Genomic DNA, 15,129 nt, shown 5'->3' with positions numbered 1-15,129 from the left:
CGAATTGTAGAAAATCTACATGAAAATACTAGCCCAGTCGTGAAGATTTCGGTGCGGGATCAGCAGCGTGAATTAGGGTTTTCACTGATTAAACCCTTGCTGGTGGCGGGAATAACGGTTGCGAGTGAGTCGATCGGCATTGCGTGCTTGTAGTTTTTCTACTAGACTGCCTTCGTTCGATCGACGAAGCTCGACCGTCCCCACGATTCCAACCGCCGGTGTCGGCCGGCATACAGGAGCGCCCAGCATGACGTCGCTGCACCCCACTCTGGCGAAGGTCACCGAACGCGTGATCGCCCGCAGCCAATCGACCCGTTCCGCCTATCTGCAGCGCATCGACGGCGCGCAAGGCAAGTTCCCGGCGCGCGGCGCGCTGTCGTGCGCGAACCTCGCGCACGGCTTCGCGGGCCTCGAGGGCAACGACAAGTTCGCGATCAAGGCGATTCGCGAGCCGAACATCGGCATCGTGTCCTCGTACAACGAGATGCTGTCCGCGCACGCGCCGTACAAGGATTTCCCCGAGATCATCAAGGCGGCCGCGCGCGAGAACGGCGGGGTCGCGCAGTTCGCGGGCGGCGTGCCGGCGATGTGCGACGGCGTCACGCAGGGCAACCCGGGGATGGAGCTGTCGCTGTTCTCGCGCGAGGCGATCGCGATGGGCACGGCGATCGCGCTCACGCACAACATGTTCGATGCGGCGCTCTGCCTCGGCATCTGCGACAAGATCGTGCCGGGCCTGCTGATCGGCGCGCTGCAGTTCGGCCACCTGCCGACGATCTTCGTGCCGGCCGGCCCGATGACGAGCGGCCTGTCGAACGACGACAAGGCGAAGATCCGCCAGCAGTTCGCGACCGGCCAGGTCGGCCGCGACGCGCTGCTCGAAGCCGAATCGGCCGCGTATCACGGCCACGGCACCTGCACGTTCTACGGCACCGCGAACAGCAACCAGATGCTGATGGAGCTGATGGGGCTGCACCTGCCGGGCTCGGCGTTCGTTCACCCGCATACGCCGCTGCGCACCGCGCTGACGGCCGAGGCCGCGCGCCGCGTGCTCGACCTGACCGTCGAGCGCGGCCACTACACGCCGATCGGCCACGTGATCGACGAAAAGGCGATCGTCAACGGGATCGTCGCGCTGCTCGCGACGGGCGGCTCGACCAACCACACGCTGCATCTCGTCGCGATCGCGCGCGCGGCCGGCATCCTGATCGACTGGAACGACTTCGACGAGCTGTCGGCCGTCGTGCCGCTGCTCGCGAAGATCTACCCGAACGGCAAGGCCGACGTGAACCACTTCCACGCGGCGGGCGGTGTCGCGTTCCTGGTGCGCAACCTGCTCGAAGGCGGGCTGCTGCACGAAGACGTGACGACGGTCGCGGGCAAGGGCCTGTCGCACTACACGAAGGAGCCGAAGCTGATCGACGGCAAGCTGACGTGGGTCGACGGTGCGGCCGAGAGCCACGACACGAAGGTGCTGCGCGGCATTCGCGACCCGTTCCAGCCGGACGGCGGCCTGCGCCTGATGCAAGGCCGGCTCGGCCGCGGCGTGATCAAGATCTCGGCGGTCGCGCCGGAGCACCGCAAGGTGACGGCGCCCGCGATCGTGTTCGACTCGCAGGAGGCCGTGCAGGAAGCGTTCGATCGCGGCGAGCTGAAGCGCGATTTCGTCGCGGTGGTGCGCTTCCAGGGCGCACGCGCGAACGGCATGCCCGAGCTGCACCGTTTGACGCCGCTGCTCGGCGTGCTGCAGGATCAGGGCTTCCATGTCGCGCTGGTGACCGATGGCCGCATGTCGGGCGCGTCGGGCAAGGTGCCGGCGGTGATCCACGTGTCGCCGGAAGCGCTGCTGGCCGGCCCGATCGGCAAGGTGAAGACGGGCGATACGCTCGTGATCGACGCGGAAGCCGGCGTGCTCGACATCGAGATCGACGACGCCGAGTGGCACGCGCGCCCGGTCGCGCAGCCGCAGCACCAGGCCGAGAACGAAGTCGGTTTCGGGCGCGAACTGTTCGGCGTGTTCCGCGCGGCCGCGGCGCCGGCCGAGCAGGGCGCATCGGTTTTCGGGGCGCTGGTCGGCGAAACGGCCGTCAGCGTCGCCGCATGAATTTCAAGGAGCCAATTCAATGAAGACGATTGCTGAAATCGTGAAGCTGGGCCCGGTGATTCCGGTGCTCGCGTTCGACTCGGTCGAGCAGGGCGAAAACGTGTCGCGCGCGTTGCACGCGGGCGGCGTGAAGGTGCTCGAGATCACGCTGCGCACGCCGGCGGGCCTGGAGGCGATCCAGCGCGCGAGCCAGCTCGCGGACGACATCGTCGTCGGCGTCGGCACGATCACGAAGCCTGAGCATTGCGCGCAGGCCAAGCGCGCGGGCGCGACGTTCGGCGTGTCGCCGGGCCTGACGAAGGAGCTGCATCTCGCGTCGCTCGACGCCGGCCTGCCGTTGCTGCCGGGCGTGATGACGCCGAGCGACATCATCCAGGCGCTCGAATTCGGCTACGAGATCGTGAAGTTCTTCCCCGCGCAGCAGGCGGGCGGCGTGCCGATGCTGCAGGCGTTCCACGGCCCGTTCCCGGCGCTGAAGTTCTGCCCGACCGGCGGCATCACGGTCGACACCGCGCCGAACTTCCTGAAACTGCCGAACGTCGTGTGCGTCGGCGGCTCGTGGCTCACGCCGAAGGCCGCACTCGCCGCGCAGGACTGGGCGGAAGTCACGCGTCTCGCGCAAGCGGCGAGCCAGTTGCCCCGCTAAGACTTGTACCGGATGACAAGGGCCTGTTCGCGCCAGTAACGGGCTTGCGAACGAGCCTTTCCGCCCGCAGTGCAAGGAGTGAGGAGCGCCGTTTGGCCGAGCCAAACAAGCGACGAACGACGCCGCAATGTGGGCGGAAAGGCTCGTTCCCGTGTTTGTGGAAAAATAATTCGTGGGGCTGGCCACCAGAAGGGCCAATCGCTGCGTCATGCTCCTCGCGAATACGCCAAGTATTCGCTTCGTCGCATTCCTTGCGCTCGGCCCTTCTGGTGGCCAGCGCAAGCCCGTTACTGGCGCGAACAGGCCCTTGACCCTCGGAAAGCAAGCGTTAGTGCTTGTTTTACCGAGGGTTTTTGCTGATGGAACCGGTTCTATCCGCGGATCGCAAAGATAAGTAAAATTCAGCGTCCTGACGGGGGGGTACCCCCGTGTTTCGGAGACCTGCATAGCCGGGCATACTCGCAACGACTCGCCCGGTTCGAACAATTCTAGGAGGAGTGCCACATGGGGGCCGTCCAAGGCAGCATGCTGCTCGTATTCACGCTGATCGCGATTGCCGCGCTGATCCTGATGATCGCGCGCTACAAGATCTACCCGTTCCTGGTGCTGATCATCGTTTCGCTCGGCCTCGGCCTCGTCGTCGGCATGCCGATGGACAAGATCGTCAAGTCGTTCGAAACGGGCACCGGCGGCACGCTCGGCCACATTGCGATCGTCGTCGGCCTCGGCACGATGCTCGGCAAGATGATGGCCGAATCGGGCGGCGCCGAACGGATCGCGACCACGCTGATCGACTGGTTCGGTGAAAAGAACATCCACTGGGCAATGATGTTCGTCGCGATCATCGTCGGCCTGCCGGTGTTCTTCGAAGTCGGCTTCGTGCTGCTGATCCCGATCGCGTTCAACGTCGCGAAGCGCACCGGCAAGTCGCTGCTCGTCGTCGGCCTGCCGATGGTGGCCGGCCTGTCGGTCGTGCATGGGCTGATCCCGCCGCACCCGGCCGCGCTGCTGGCCGTCCAGCAATACGGCGCCGATATCGGCAAGACGATCGCATTCGGCCTGGTCGTCGGCGTGCCGACCGCGATCATCGCGGGTCCGCTGTTCGCGCTGATGATCTCGAAGTTCGTGAAGTTGCCGGACAACAACCCGCTCGCATCGCAATTCGTCGATTCGAACGCGGATGGCCGCAAGCGCGAACTGCCGAGCTTCGGCATCACGCTGTTCACGATCCTGCTGCCCGTCGTGCTGATGCTCGTCGGCAGCTGGGCCGACCTGGTGTTCGCGCCGAAGTCGCTGCCGAACAACCTGCTGCGCTTTGCCGGCAACTCGGACGTCGCGCTGCTGATCGCCGTGCTCGTGAGCTTCTTCACGTTCGGCAAGCTGCAGGGCTTCAACCGCGACCAGATCCAGAAGTTCTGCGGCGAGTGCCTGGCGCCGATCGCCGGCATCACGCTGATCGTCGGCGCGGGCGGCGGCTTCGGCGGCGTCCTGCGCGACAGCGGGATCTCGCAGCAGATCGTCGAGACCGCGAAGCACGCGCACCTGTCGCCGCTGCTGCTCGGCTGGTTCGTCGCGGCGCTGATGCGTCTCGCGACGGGTTCGGCGACGGTCGCGATGACGACGGCCTGCGGCATCGTCGCGCCGATCGCGGCGGCGGCCGGCACGGCGGTCAGCCCGGAGCTGCTGGTCCTCGCGACCGGCTCGGGCTCGCTGATCTTCTCGCACGTGAACGACGGCGGTTTCTGGCTGATCAAGGAATACTTCGGGATGACGGTCGGTCAGACGTTCAAGACCTGGTCGCTGCTTGAAACCATCATCTCGGTGCTCGGTCTCAGTTTCACGTTGCTGCTGAGCATGGTTCTGTAACAAGGGGTAGTCAATGATTCTGATCGCAATGGGCGTGTCGGGCGCGGGCAAGTCGCTGATCGGCGAAATGCTGGCGGAACGCCTGTCGTGCAGCTATACCGATGGCGACGCGTTTCACAGCGCGGCGAACAAGGAAAAGATGCACCACGGTATTCCGCTGACCGATGAAGACCGCTGGCCGTGGCTGCGCACGATTCGCGCGGCCATCGAGGAAAAGCAGCGCGCCGGCGAAACGGCCGTGTTCACGTGCTCGTCGCTGAAGCGCTCGTACCGCGACGTGCTGCGCGGCGCCGATACCGACGTGCGGTTCGTGTATCTGAAGGGCTCGTTCGAGGTATTGCAAGAGCGCCTGAAGAGCCGCACCGGCCATTTCTTCGATCCGTCGCTGCTGAAAAGCCAGCTCGATACGCTCGAGGAGCCGGGCCCGGACGAAGCGATCGAGGTCAGCATCGAGCTGACGCCCGAGCAGATCGTCGATCAGGTCATGCTGAAGATCGGCCTGCCGCACCCGCACTGAGCGCGGTTCGCGGCCGTCGTCATGAAAAAGGCGCCTTCGGGCGCCTTTTTCGTTGGCGGCGCGTATGCCGGTCAGGCGGTGCGCGCGCGTTGCGCGATGCCGTCGAGCAGCACGTCGAGCATCGTGTCGTGTACGACGGCCGGATCGAGCCGCGCATAGAGCGGGGCGGCCGATTTGACGAGCGGATGCCCGGCGTCGGACAGCGCGTGCATTTCCGCGAGCTCGACGTCGTTCGCGGGCCGTGTGAGGCCGCCCGCTTCGGCGGCGGCGAGGCCGATCACGCTCGCGTACCAGCCGACGCATACCGACGGCAGCGCCGCGCGCGGGATGCCGGCGTCGGTCAGCGCGCGATGCACGGCCTCGATGTGCGCGAGATCGGCCGGCCCCGTGCTCATGTGCCGCTGCAGCAGCGCGAACGCGGCCGGGTAGCGCAGCGCGAGCGCTCGGTACTGGCGCGCGAGATCGCGCAGCCGTTCGCGCCACGGCTGCGACGGATCGACCGGCACGAGCGAGCGCGACAGCGCATTCGCGATCGCGCGACTCAGGCCCTCCTTCGACTTGAAGTGATACAGCACGCTCATCGGATCGCAGCCGACCGATTGCGCGAGCTTGCGCACGCTGAACGCGGCTTCGCCGACGTCCTCGAGCAGTGCGAGCGCGGCCGCGACGATCGCGTCCTTGTCGAGGCCGCGCGGGCCTTGGGCGGGTTTGTCTTTCATCGAGACGGGCTGGCCGGCCGGCATGGCGCCGGCTGTAAACTTGACGAAAGCTTATTCTACACTGTAGAATTATTTCTGCGGTGTAGAAATTGGGTGTCCCGGCACCTTTCGATACGTGCTTTCGCACAGTCCGGGATCCAGGCGGCACGAGCGTGCTCGCCGTCAACACGGGCCCTCGCGCCTCCTTTCTCGTTGACACCCAAGTGGAACCGGCTGCCCCACCCGCGAAGCCAGAAGGCTCTTCGACAGGCGGCCCAAGACCATGCAAGTGCAATCATGACGTCCGATAACAAGCCCCTGATCCAGGGCGAAGCGCGTTTCGAGCAAACGCAACTGAACATCGAAAAAGACAACTGGAACTGGTGCGATCCGGCCCGCTACGACGGCGCGCGTCCAGCGAACTGGTACGAAGCGTCGCTGTCGCGCCACGAAAACAGCGTGCCGCTCGCGCGCGACGCCGTGTGCGACGTGCTCGTGATCGGCGCGGGCCTGCTCGGCGCATCGGCTGCGCTGCATCTCGCGCAAGCGGGCATCGATACGATCCTCGTCGACAAGCATCACGTCGGCTCGGCCGCGTCGGGCCGCAACGGCGGGCAACTGACGCCCGGCCTCGCGCGCTGGGAAGCCGCCGACATGATCGACCACCTGTCGCACGACGATGCGAAGCGGCTGTGGCGCTTCGCATCCGCCGAGTCGATGGACCTGATCGACGAGATCGGCGTGCGTTACGCGCTCGATCTCGACCGCAAGCGCGGCCACGTCACGGCGGCGGTTCACCCCGGCCACATGAGCGCGCTGCTCGACGGCGCGGATGCGCGCCGCCATCTCGGCGATGCGGGCGTGACGCTCGTCGGCCGCCATCAGTTGCACGACGAATACGTGCGCTCCGGGCTGTATCACGGCGCGGCGATCGATGCGCTCGGCGGCCAGATTCACCCGCTCGCGCTGGTGCGTGGCATGGTGCACGGCTTCCGGCTGAACGGCGGCGCGCTGTTCGAAGGCACCGAGGTGCTCGAGCTCGACGAGACGCCGGCCGGCGTCGTCGCGACGACGCCCGGCGGTACGATCACCGCGCGCAAGGGTGTCGTGCTCGCGCTGCACAACACGACGTTCCGGCTGCTCGACGACGGCGCGGCGACCACGGTGCCGTTCTTCACGTACGTGAGCGTGACGGCGCCGCTCGACGTCGACGTCGCGACGCTGATGCCCGCCGGCATGCCGGTGTACGACACGCAGTTCCAGATCGACTACTACCGGCCGGTGCGCGGCAACCGCCTGCTGTTCGGCGGGCAGGGCACCGGCAGTTGCTGGGCGCAGCCCGACGTCAACGCGTATCTGCTGACGCGGCTGAACACGGTGTTTCCGCAGGCCGATGGCAGCTTCGCGCTCGACTACTGCTGGAGCGGCGTCAGCGACTTCACGCTGAACGGCGCCACCGACAGCCGCAAGACCGACGGCCGCGTGCCGATGTACATGGTGCAGGGCTGGAGCGGCCACGGCGTCGCGCAGACGGTGCGGATCGGCAAGGCGATCTGCGACGATTTCGTCGGCCGCAACGACGATTTCTCGATGCTCACGGGCATCGACCACCGCGCGATTCCGCTCGGCCGGCAGTTGTCGCCGATCGCGATTCCCGCCGCGAAGGCCGCGATGAGCGTGATGAGCGCGCTCAACCCGGGGCGGATGATTTCATTCTGATCTTCGTCCCGCGCGCGCCCATGAAAAAACCGATGCGATCGCTCGCATCGGTTTTTTTGTCGGGCGACGGCGCTGCTTACGCAATCCGCTTCGCGAGTTCGACGGCCTTGCCGATGTACGACGCCGGCGTCATCGCGAGCAGGCGATCCTTCGCGTCCTGCGGGATCGCGAGCGTGCCGACGAATTCCTGCAGCGCTTCGCGCGTGATGCCCTTGCCGCGCGTCAGTTCCTTCAACTGCTCGTACGGGTTCTCGATGCCGTAGCGGCGCATCACCGTCTGCACCGGCTCGGCGAGCACTTCCCAGCAGTTGTCGAGATCTTCGTTCAGGCGCTGCGGGTTCACCTCGAGCTTGTCGAGGCCACGGATCAGCGAATCGTACGCGAGCAGCGAATAGCCGAGCGCGACGCCCATGTTGCGCAGCACCGTCGAGTCGGTCAGGTCGCGCTGCCAGCGCGACACCGGCAGCTTGTCGGCGAGGTGGCGCAGCGTCGCGTTCGCGAGGCCGAGGTTGCCTTCCGAGTTCTCGAAGTCGATCGGGTTGACCTTGTGCGGCATCGTCGACGAGCCGATCTCGCCGGCCTTCGTCTTCTGCTTGAAGTAGCCGACCGAGATGTAGCCCCACACGTCGCGATCGAGGTCGAGCAGGATCGTGTTCGCGCGCGCGACCGCGTCGAACAGTTCGGCCATGTAGTCGTGCGGCTCGACCTGGATCGTGTACGGGTTGAACGTGAGCTTCAGGCGGTTTTCGATCACGTCGCGCGAGAACGCTTCCCAGTCGAATTCCGGATACGCGGACAGGTGCGCGTTGAAGTTGCCGACCGCGCCGTTCATCTTGCCGAGGATCTCGACCTTCTCGATGCGCGCGATGGCGCGGGCGAGGCGCGCGGCGACGTTCGCGAGTTCCTTGCCGAGCGTCGTCGGGCTGGCCGGCTGGCCGTGCGTGCGCGACAGCATCGGCTGTTCGGCGTGTGCGTGCGCGAGTGCGACGAGGCGCTGGTGGACCGTGCGCAGCGCCGGCAGGATCACGTGTTCGCGCGCGCCGGCGAGCATCATCCCGTGCGACGTGTTGTTGATGTCCTCGGACGTGCACGCGAAGTGGATGAATTCGCTCGCCTTCTCGAGTTCGGCCTGGCCCTTCACCGATTCCTTCAGCCAGTATTCGACGGCCTTCACGTCGTGGTTCGTCACGCGCTCGATTTCCTTGATGCGCGCGGCGTCGTGCGCGGTGAAGCGCTCGGCGAGCTGCAGCAGGAACTGTTCGGACGCTTCCGAGAAGCGCGGGACTTCCGCGAAGCCGGCGCGCGACAGTGCGATCAGCCAGTGCACCTCGACGGTGACGCGGTGGCGCATGAAGGCGGCTTCGGAGAGCCAGTCGCGCAGTGCTTCGGTCTTGCTGGCGTAGCGGCCGTCGATGGGCGAGAGCGCGGTGAGGGCGAAAAGCGTATCGGGACGAGTGTCGGACATGATCGGGCGGGGCCTTGGGGCCGGGTCGAGCGAGGGGAGAGAATCCGGCATTTTACCATTGGCGCGGGACGATCCCGGCCGAACCGGCCCGGTCGCCGGCGCCACGGCCGAACGATGCCCGGGCGGCGCGCGAACGGCCTGCCGGCAGGCGCCCGCGCCGGCTCGTCGGGCCGCCAGGCAAGCCGCCGGCCGGGCCTGCCCGCCGGTAGAATGCAGGCTTCTTCCCGACCGCCGCCCGCCGCGCCCGCCTGCATGGAACTGAAATGGCTCGAAGACTTCGTCTCGCTCGCGGAAACGCGCAGCTTTAGCCGGTCCGCCGAGTTGCGGCACGTGTCGCAGCCGGCGTTCTCGCGGCGCATCCAGGCGCTCGAGGCATGGCTCGCGACCGAGTTGATCGATCGTTCGGTCTATCCGACCCGGCTCACGCAGGCCGGGCAGATCTTCTACGAACAGGCGCTGACGATGCTGTCGCAGGCGCACGAGGCAAGGACGCTGCTGCGCGGCCACGTCGGCGCACCGGTGCCGACGATCGAATTCGCGGTGCCGCACACGCTGTCGCTCACGTATTTCCCGCGCTGGCTCGAGCGGATCGAGGCGAAGATGGGGCAGGTCCACACGCGGCTGCGCGCGCTGAACGTGCACGACGCGGTGCTGTCGCTCGTCGAGGGCGGCTGCGACCTCGTGATGGGCTACCACCACCCGAGCCATCCGGTCGCGCTCGACCCGGCTCGCTACGACATGCTGATTCTCGGCAGCGAGCCGATCAGCCCGTTTTCCGCGCCCGGCCGCGCGGGCCGGCCGCGCCATACGCTGCCGGGCGCGGCCGACGCGCGCGTGCCGTATCTGTCGTATACGCCGAACGCGTATCTCGGCCGGATGACCGAAGTCATCATCGCGAACGCGCCGACGCGGCTGTTCCTCGATCGCGTGTACGAAACCGACATGGCCGAAGGGCTGAAGGCGATGGCGCTCGCGGGCCACGGCGTCGCGTTCCTGCCGCACAGCGCGGTCGACGACGCGGTCGCGGGTGGCCGGTTGATCCGGCTCGACCGCTCGGCGCGCGGCGGCGGCGCGCATCCGTTCACGTTGACGATGGAGATCCGGCTGTACTGCGACAAGCTCGCGCTGCAGGGCGACGATCCGCGGCAGAAGCTCGTGCGCGCGCTGTGGGACGTCGTGCGCGACGAGCTGCGCGAAACCGCCGGCGGCGGCACCGGCTAACCGCCGACGGTTGATCCGGCCGGCTGACGGCGGCCTTGCGGCGCCTGTCGGACGGCTGTCCGCCGGCCGGCTCGCGCGTCGGCAAAGCGGTTTTTCACGAGCGCGATGCCCGGCCGATCGCGGGCGTTCTTGCGCAAATCGACCGCGATTTTGCGAAAAATCGCGATCATGCAAGAAACGCATAATCGAATAAACAAACGGCATTGGATAAAAAAAACGGGTTTTTCGACAATGTGCGCAATCCGTTGAACGTTGGAGCCTCCATGTCTTCGCAACAGCAGTCCATCCCGTCCTACCTGCACGCCGACGATCTCGGCCCGTGGGGCAACTACCTTCAGCAGGTCGATCGCGTCGCGCCGTACCTCGGCTCGCTGTCGCGCTGGCTCGAAACGCTGAAGCGTCCGAAGCGCATCCTGGTCGTCGACGTGCCCATCGAGCTCGACAACGGTACCGTCGCGCACTTCGAGGGCTATCGCGTGCAGCACAACGTGTCGCGCGGCCCGGGCAAGGGCGGCGTGCGCTACCACCAGGACGTGACGCTGTCGGAAGTGATGGCGCTGTCGGCATGGATGTCGGTGAAGAACGCGGCCGTGAACGTGCCGTACGGCGGCGCGAAGGGCGGCATCCGCGTCGACCCGCGCAAGCTGTCGCGCGGCGAGCTCGAGCGCGTGACGCGTCGCTACACCAGCGAAATCGGCATCATCATCGGCCCGAACACCGACATTCCGGCGCCGGACGTCAACACCAACGAACAGGTGATGGCGTGGATGATGGACACCTTCTCGATGAACCAGGGCCAGACGTCGACCGGCGTCGTGACCGGCAAGCCGATCGCGCTCGGCGGTTCGCTCGGCCGCAAGGAAGCGACGGGCCGCGGCGTGTTCGTCGTCGGCTGCGAAGCGGCGAAGAAGAAGGGCCTCGAGATCGAAGGCGCGCGCATCGCGGTGCAGGGCTTCGGCAACGTCGGCGGCATCGCGGCGAAGCTGTTCCAGGAAGCGGGCTCGAAGGTGATCGCGGTGCAGGACCACACGGGCACGATCTACCAGCCGGCCGGCCTCGATTCGAACAAGCTGCTCGACCACGTCGCACGCACGGGCGGCGTCGCGGGCTTCGAAGGCGCCGAGCCGATGCCGAACGACGAGTTCTGGACGGTCGAGACCGACATCCTGATCCCGGCGGCACTGGAAAACCAGATCACCGAGAAGAACGCATCGAAGATCCGCACGAAGATCATCGTCGAAGGCGCGAACGGCCCGACGACGACGGCGGCCGACGACATCCTGAGCGCGAACGGCGTGCTCGTGATCCCCGACGTGATCGCGAACGCGGGCGGCGTGACCGTGTCGTACTTCGAGTGGGTGCAGGATTTCTCGAGCTTCTTCTGGACGGAAGACGAGATCAACCACCGTCTCGAGCGCGTGATGCGCGAAGCGTTCGCCGGCGTGTGGGCGGTCGCGGAAGAGCACAAGGTGACGGTGCGTACGGCGGCGTTCATCGTCGCGTGCAAGCGCATCCTGATGGCGCGCGAAATGCGCGGCCTGTATCCCTGATCGGTTCGACTACGATCGACGCATGACGCAATCCTCGCGATTGCGTGCATGAACCCTCGCGGGCGGTGCCGAATCCGGCGCCGCCCGCGTGCGCATTCAGGCGCCGGAAGCCGGGAGGACGGCTTCGCACGGGGCGATTCGTAGTGCGGTAAACAACCAGTACTTTCAAAAATATTACTTTGATACACTGGCGCGGGTTTTAGCCAAGGAGATGACCAAAATGAAATACCACAAGGCAGTCCTGATGGTGGCGGCGCTTTGCGCGTTCGCAAGCGGCGCGCATGCTCAGGAGACGGGCACGCTGAAGAAGATCAAGGACACGGGCGTGATCGCGCTGGGCCACCGCGAATCGTCGATTCCGTTCTCTTACTATGACCAGAACCAGCAGGTGGTCGGCTATTCGCGCGACTTCCAGATGAAGGTCGTGGATGCGGTGAAGAAGAAGCTGAACCTGCCGAACCTGCAGGTGAAGAACATCCCCGTCACGTCGCAGAACCGTATTCCGCTGGTGCAGAACGGCACGGTCGACATCGAGTGCGGCTCGACGACCAACAACGCCGAGCGTCAGCAGCAGGCCGCGTTCTCCGACACGATCTTCGTGATCGGCACGCGCCTGATGACGAAGAAGGATTCGGGCGTCAAGGATTTCGGCGACCTGAAGGGCAAGACGGTCGTGACGACTGCCGGCACGACGTCGGAGCGCCTGCTGCGCAAGATGAACAACGACAAGCAGCTCGGCATGAACATCATCAGCGCGAAGGATCACGGCGATTCGTTCAACACGCTGGAATCGGGACGCGCGGTCGCGTTCATGATGGATGACGCGCTGCTCGCGGGCGAGCGCGCGAAGGCGAAGCAGCCGGGTGAATGGGTGATCGTCGGCACGCCGCAATCGGAAGAGGCCTACGGCTGCATGATGCGCAAGGGCGATACCGACTTCAAGAAGGTCGTCGACGACGCGATCTCGCAAGTCGAGAAGTCGGGCGAAGCCGCGAAGATCTACGCGAAGTGGTTCGAGAACCCGATCCCGCCGAAGAACCTGAACCTGAACTTCCCGCTGTCCGAGTCGATGAAGAAGCTGTACGCGAACCCGAACGACAAGGCGCTCGACTGATCACACTGCCGTTGATGCAGAAATGACGCTAATGAGACGGAAGAGGCCACGCTTCTTCCGTTTCTTTTTGCTGGAGTCTTGCCCATGTCTTACCACTGGAACTGGGGCATCTTCCTGAGCCCCGTGTCGACCGGCGAGCCGACGACTTATTTCGGATGGCTGATGTCCGGCTTCTGGGTGACGATCGAAGTGTCGCTCGTCGCCTGGGTCATCGCGCTGATCGTCGGATCGCTGTTCGGCGTGCTGCGCACCGTGCCGAACAAATGGCTCGCCGCGATCGGCACCGTGTACGTGTCGATCTTCCGGAACATTCCGCTGATCGTGCAGTTCTTCATCTGGTATCTCGTGATACCCGAGCTGCTGCCCGCGTCGATCGGCACCTGGATCAAGCAGTTGCCGCCCGGCACGCAGTTCTTTACCGCGTCGATCGTCTGTCTCGGCCTGTTCACGGGCGCGCGCGTGTGCGAACAGGTGCGCTCGGGGATCAACGCGCTGCCGAAGGGCCAGCGCGCGGCCGGCCTCGCGATGGGCTTCACGCAATGGCAGACGTATCGCTACGTGCTGCTGCCCGTCGCGTACCGGATCATCGTGCCGCCGCTCACGTCGGAATTCCTGAACATCTTCAAGAACTCCGCCGTCGCGTCGACGATCGGCCTGCTCGATCTGTCCGCGCAGGCGCGCCAGCTCGTCGACTACACCGCGCAGACCTACGAGTCGTTCATCGCGGTCACGCTCGCGTACGTGCTGATCAACCTCGTCGTGATGGCGTTCATGCGCTGGATCGAAGGCCGCACGCGGCTGCCCGGCTATATCGGAGGCAAGTGATGCATCAGTTCGACTGGAGTAGTATTCCCGGCGCGCTGCCGACGCTGTGGTCGGGGGCGGTCGTCACGTTCAAGATCACGCTGATCGCGATCGTGGTCGGGATCGTCTGGGGCACGCTGCTGGCGCTGCTGCGGCTGTCCGGCGTGAAACCGCTCGCGTGGTTCGCGAAGGGCTACGTCACGGTGTTCCGCTCGATCCCGCTCGTGATGGTGCTGCTGTGGTTCTTCCTGATCGTGCCGCAGCTGCTGCAGGGCGTGCTCGGGCTGTCGCCGACGATCGACATCCGCCTCGCGTCGGCCATGGTCGCGTTCTCGTTGTTCGAAGCCGCGTATTATTCCGAGATCATCCGCGCCGGCATCCAGGCGGTGCCGCGCGGGCAGGTGAATGCCGCGTTCGCGCTCGGCATGAACTACGCGCAGGCGATGCGCCTCGTGATCCTGCCGCAGGCGTTCCGCGCGATGGTGCCGCTGCTGCTCACGCAGGCGATCGTCCTGTTCCAGGATACGTCGCTCGTGTACGTGATCAGTCTCGCGGACTTCTTCCGCACGGCCGCCAACATCGGCGATCGCGACGGCACGACCGTCGAGATGGTCCTGTTCGCCGGCGCATGCTATTTCGTGATTTGCTCGTTGGCGTCTGCTCTCGTCAAGGGTCTCCAGAAAAAGGTCACAAGATGATTTCCATCAAGAACGTTTCGAAGTGGTACGGCCAGTTTCAGGTCCTCACCGAATGCACGACCGAGGTCAAGAAAGGCGAAGTGGTCGTCGTATGCGGCCCGTCCGGCTCCGGCAAGTCGACGCTGATCAAGACCGTGAACGGCCTGGAGCCGTTCCAGCAGGGCGAGATCCTCGTGAACGGCCAGTCGGTCGGCGACAAGAAGACGAACCTGTCGAAGCTGCGCTCGAAGGTCGGGATGGTGTTCCAGCATTTCGAGCTGTTCCCGCACCTGTCGATCACCGAGAACCTGACGCTCGCGCAGATCAAGGTGCTCGGCCGCGGCAAGGACGAGGCGACCGAAAAGGGCATGAAGCTGCTCGATCGCGTCGGCCTGAAGGCGCATGCGCACAAGTTTCCGGGCCAGTTGTCGGGCGGCCAGCAGCAGCGTGTCGCGATCGCGCGCGCGCTGTCGATGGACCCGATCGCGATGCTGTTCGACGAGCCGACGTCCGCGCTCGATCCCGAGATGATCAATGAAGTGCTCGACGTGATGGTCGAACTCGCGCAGGAAGGGATGACGATGATGGTCGTCACGCACGAGATGGGCTTCGCGAAGAAGGTCGCGCATCGCGTGATCTTCATGGACAAGGGCGCGATCGTCGAGGACGACCGCAAGGACGATTTCTTCTCGAATCCGAAATCGGACCGCGCGAAGGACTTCCTCGCGAAGATCCTGCACTGAGCGTT

The 15,129-nt window shown here is 65.6% G+C and carries 14 protein-coding genes; 11 read left to right on the top strand and 3 right to left on the bottom strand.

Annotation, left to right across the window (positions count from 1 at the left end; all coding sequences use genetic code 11):
• Positions 1 to 247: 247 nt before the first annotated feature.
• From edd to WS89_RS15875, 4 genes are all read left to right on the top strand, one after another.
• Positions 248 to 2,104 (top strand): phosphogluconate dehydratase, encoded by a 1,857-nt coding sequence (gene edd / locus WS89_RS15890; protein WP_034206405.1) that lies wholly within the window; start codon positions 248 to 250, stop codon positions 2,102 to 2,104.
• 19 nt (positions 2,105 to 2,123) lie between these two features.
• Positions 2,124 to 2,750 (top strand): bifunctional 4-hydroxy-2-oxoglutarate aldolase/2-dehydro-3-deoxy-phosphogluconate aldolase, encoded by a 627-nt coding sequence (eda, locus tag WS89_RS15885; RefSeq protein WP_059500978.1) that lies wholly within the window; start codon positions 2,124 to 2,126, stop codon positions 2,748 to 2,750.
• 504 nt (positions 2,751 to 3,254) lie between these two features.
• The gene (locus tag WS89_RS15880) at positions 3,255 to 4,616 is read left to right on the top strand and encodes a GntP family permease (protein WP_059500979.1); all 1,362 of its coding nucleotides are present in this window, start codon (positions 3,255 to 3,257) and stop codon (positions 4,614 to 4,616) included.
• Between the two features lie 13 nt (positions 4,617 to 4,629).
• The gene (locus tag WS89_RS15875; protein WP_059791853.1) at positions 4,630 to 5,133 is read left to right on the top strand and encodes a gluconokinase; all 504 of its coding nucleotides are present in this window, start codon (positions 4,630 to 4,632) and stop codon (positions 5,131 to 5,133) included.
• 71 nt (positions 5,134 to 5,204) lie between these two features.
• Here the strand turns inward: WS89_RS15875 and WS89_RS15870 are convergent, their stop codons facing one another.
• Positions 5,205 to 5,852 carry a TetR/AcrR family transcriptional regulator gene (locus tag WS89_RS15870; protein ID WP_059791976.1) on the bottom strand — a complete coding sequence of 216 codons (648 nt, stop codon included), beginning with the start codon at positions 5,850 to 5,852 and terminating at the stop codon, positions 5,205 to 5,207.
• Positions 5,853 to 6,128: 276 nt separating this feature from the next.
• On the opposite strand from WS89_RS15870, the gene WS89_RS15865 reads away from it, so the two are divergent.
• Positions 6,129 to 7,550 (top strand): NAD(P)/FAD-dependent oxidoreductase, encoded by a 1,422-nt coding sequence (locus WS89_RS15865; protein ID WP_059791851.1) that lies wholly within the window; start codon positions 6,129 to 6,131, stop codon positions 7,548 to 7,550.
• A 76-nt stretch (positions 7,551 to 7,626) separates the two neighbouring features.
• Here the strand turns inward: WS89_RS15865 and purB are convergent, their stop codons facing one another.
• A complete protein-coding gene (purB, locus tag WS89_RS15860) occupies positions 7,627 to 9,015 on the bottom strand; it encodes an adenylosuccinate lyase (protein ID WP_059791848.1) in 1,389 nt (462 codons plus the stop codon).
• Positions 9,016 to 9,267: 252 nt separating this feature from the next.
• Between purB and WS89_RS15855 the strand changes: the two genes are divergently transcribed.
• Positions 9,268 to 10,236, top strand: coding sequence for a LysR substrate-binding domain-containing protein (locus tag WS89_RS15855; RefSeq protein WP_059500984.1), 969 nt, complete (start codon positions 9,268 to 9,270; stop codon positions 10,234 to 10,236).
• Here WS89_RS15855 and WS89_RS33790 read toward each other — a convergent pair.
• The gene (locus tag WS89_RS33790) at positions 10,233 to 10,406 is read right to left on the bottom strand and encodes a hypothetical protein (RefSeq protein ID WP_156440341.1); all 174 of its coding nucleotides are present in this window, start codon (positions 10,404 to 10,406) and stop codon (positions 10,233 to 10,235) included. The genes WS89_RS15855 and WS89_RS33790 overlap by 4 nt on opposite strands.
• Before the next feature lie 93 nt (positions 10,407 to 10,499).
• On the opposite strand from WS89_RS33790, the gene WS89_RS15850 reads away from it, so the two are divergent.
• The 5 genes from WS89_RS15850 to WS89_RS15830 all read left to right on the top strand — a co-directional run bounded on the left by WS89_RS15850 (position 10,500) and on the right by WS89_RS15830 (position 15,124).
• Positions 10,500 to 11,786 carry a Glu/Leu/Phe/Val family dehydrogenase gene (locus tag WS89_RS15850; RefSeq protein ID WP_059500985.1) on the top strand — a complete coding sequence of 429 codons (1,287 nt, stop codon included), beginning with the start codon at positions 10,500 to 10,502 and terminating at the stop codon, positions 11,784 to 11,786.
• Positions 11,787 to 12,006: 220 nt separating this feature from the next.
• Positions 12,007 to 12,900 carry a glutamate/aspartate ABC transporter substrate-binding protein gene (locus tag WS89_RS15845; protein WP_059791846.1) on the top strand — a complete coding sequence of 298 codons (894 nt, stop codon included), beginning with the start codon at positions 12,007 to 12,009 and terminating at the stop codon, positions 12,898 to 12,900.
• Between the two features lie 84 nt (positions 12,901 to 12,984).
• On the top strand, positions 12,985 to 13,725 hold the full coding sequence (locus WS89_RS15840; RefSeq protein WP_059500986.1) for an amino acid ABC transporter permease: 741 nt from the start codon (positions 12,985 to 12,987) through the stop codon (positions 13,723 to 13,725).
• Complete coding sequence (gene gltK, locus WS89_RS15835) at positions 13,725 to 14,402, top strand: glutamate/aspartate ABC transporter permease GltK (RefSeq protein ID WP_059500987.1); 678 nt, start codon at positions 13,725 to 13,727, stop codon at positions 14,400 to 14,402. Before WS89_RS15840 ends, gltK begins: the two co-directional genes overlap by 1 nt.
• Complete coding sequence (locus tag WS89_RS15830; protein WP_034206415.1) at positions 14,399 to 15,124, top strand: amino acid ABC transporter ATP-binding protein; 726 nt, start codon at positions 14,399 to 14,401, stop codon at positions 15,122 to 15,124. Before gltK ends, WS89_RS15830 begins: the two co-directional genes overlap by 4 nt.
• Positions 15,125 to 15,129 lie beyond the last annotated feature (5 nt).

It is taken from the genome of Burkholderia sp. MSMB1072 (assembly GCF_001524725.1).
In the GTDB taxonomy this organism is placed as follows: Bacteria; Pseudomonadota; Gammaproteobacteria; order Burkholderiales; family Burkholderiaceae; genus Burkholderia.
The sequence above is the reverse complement of the archived record's forward strand: the minus strand, read 5'-3'. Positions and strand labels throughout refer to the sequence as shown.

Coding starts and splice junctions, on each gene's coding strand:
- edd (WP_034206405.1), top strand. CDS start 248: ATGACGTCGCTGCACCCCACTCTGGCGAAGGTCACCGAACGCGTGATC.
- eda (WP_059500978.1), top strand. CDS start 2,124: ATGAAGACGATTGCTGAAATCGTGAAGCTGGGCCCGGTGATTCCGGTG.
- WS89_RS15880 (WP_059500979.1), top strand. CDS start 3,255: ATGGGGGCCGTCCAAGGCAGCATGCTGCTCGTATTCACGCTGATCGCG.
- WS89_RS15875 (WP_059791853.1), top strand. CDS start 4,630: ATGATTCTGATCGCAATGGGCGTGTCGGGCGCGGGCAAGTCGCTGATC.
- WS89_RS15870 (WP_059791976.1), bottom strand. CDS start 5,852: ATGAAAGACAAACCCGCCCAAGGCCCGCGCGGCCTCGACAAGGACGCG.
- WS89_RS15865 (WP_059791851.1), top strand. CDS start 6,129: ATGACGTCCGATAACAAGCCCCTGATCCAGGGCGAAGCGCGTTTCGAG.
- purB (WP_059791848.1), bottom strand. CDS start 9,015: ATGTCCGACACTCGTCCCGATACGCTTTTCGCCCTCACCGCGCTCTCG.
- WS89_RS15855 (WP_059500984.1), top strand. CDS start 9,268: ATGGAACTGAAATGGCTCGAAGACTTCGTCTCGCTCGCGGAAACGCGC.
- WS89_RS33790 (WP_156440341.1), bottom strand. CDS start 10,406: ATGATCGCGATTTTTCGCAAAATCGCGGTCGATTTGCGCAAGAACGCC.
- WS89_RS15850 (WP_059500985.1), top strand. CDS start 10,500: ATGTCTTCGCAACAGCAGTCCATCCCGTCCTACCTGCACGCCGACGAT.
- WS89_RS15845 (WP_059791846.1), top strand. CDS start 12,007: ATGAAATACCACAAGGCAGTCCTGATGGTGGCGGCGCTTTGCGCGTTC.
- WS89_RS15840 (WP_059500986.1), top strand. CDS start 12,985: ATGTCTTACCACTGGAACTGGGGCATCTTCCTGAGCCCCGTGTCGACC.
- gltK (WP_059500987.1), top strand. CDS start 13,725: ATGCATCAGTTCGACTGGAGTAGTATTCCCGGCGCGCTGCCGACGCTG.
- WS89_RS15830 (WP_034206415.1), top strand. CDS start 14,399: ATGATTTCCATCAAGAACGTTTCGAAGTGGTACGGCCAGTTTCAGGTC.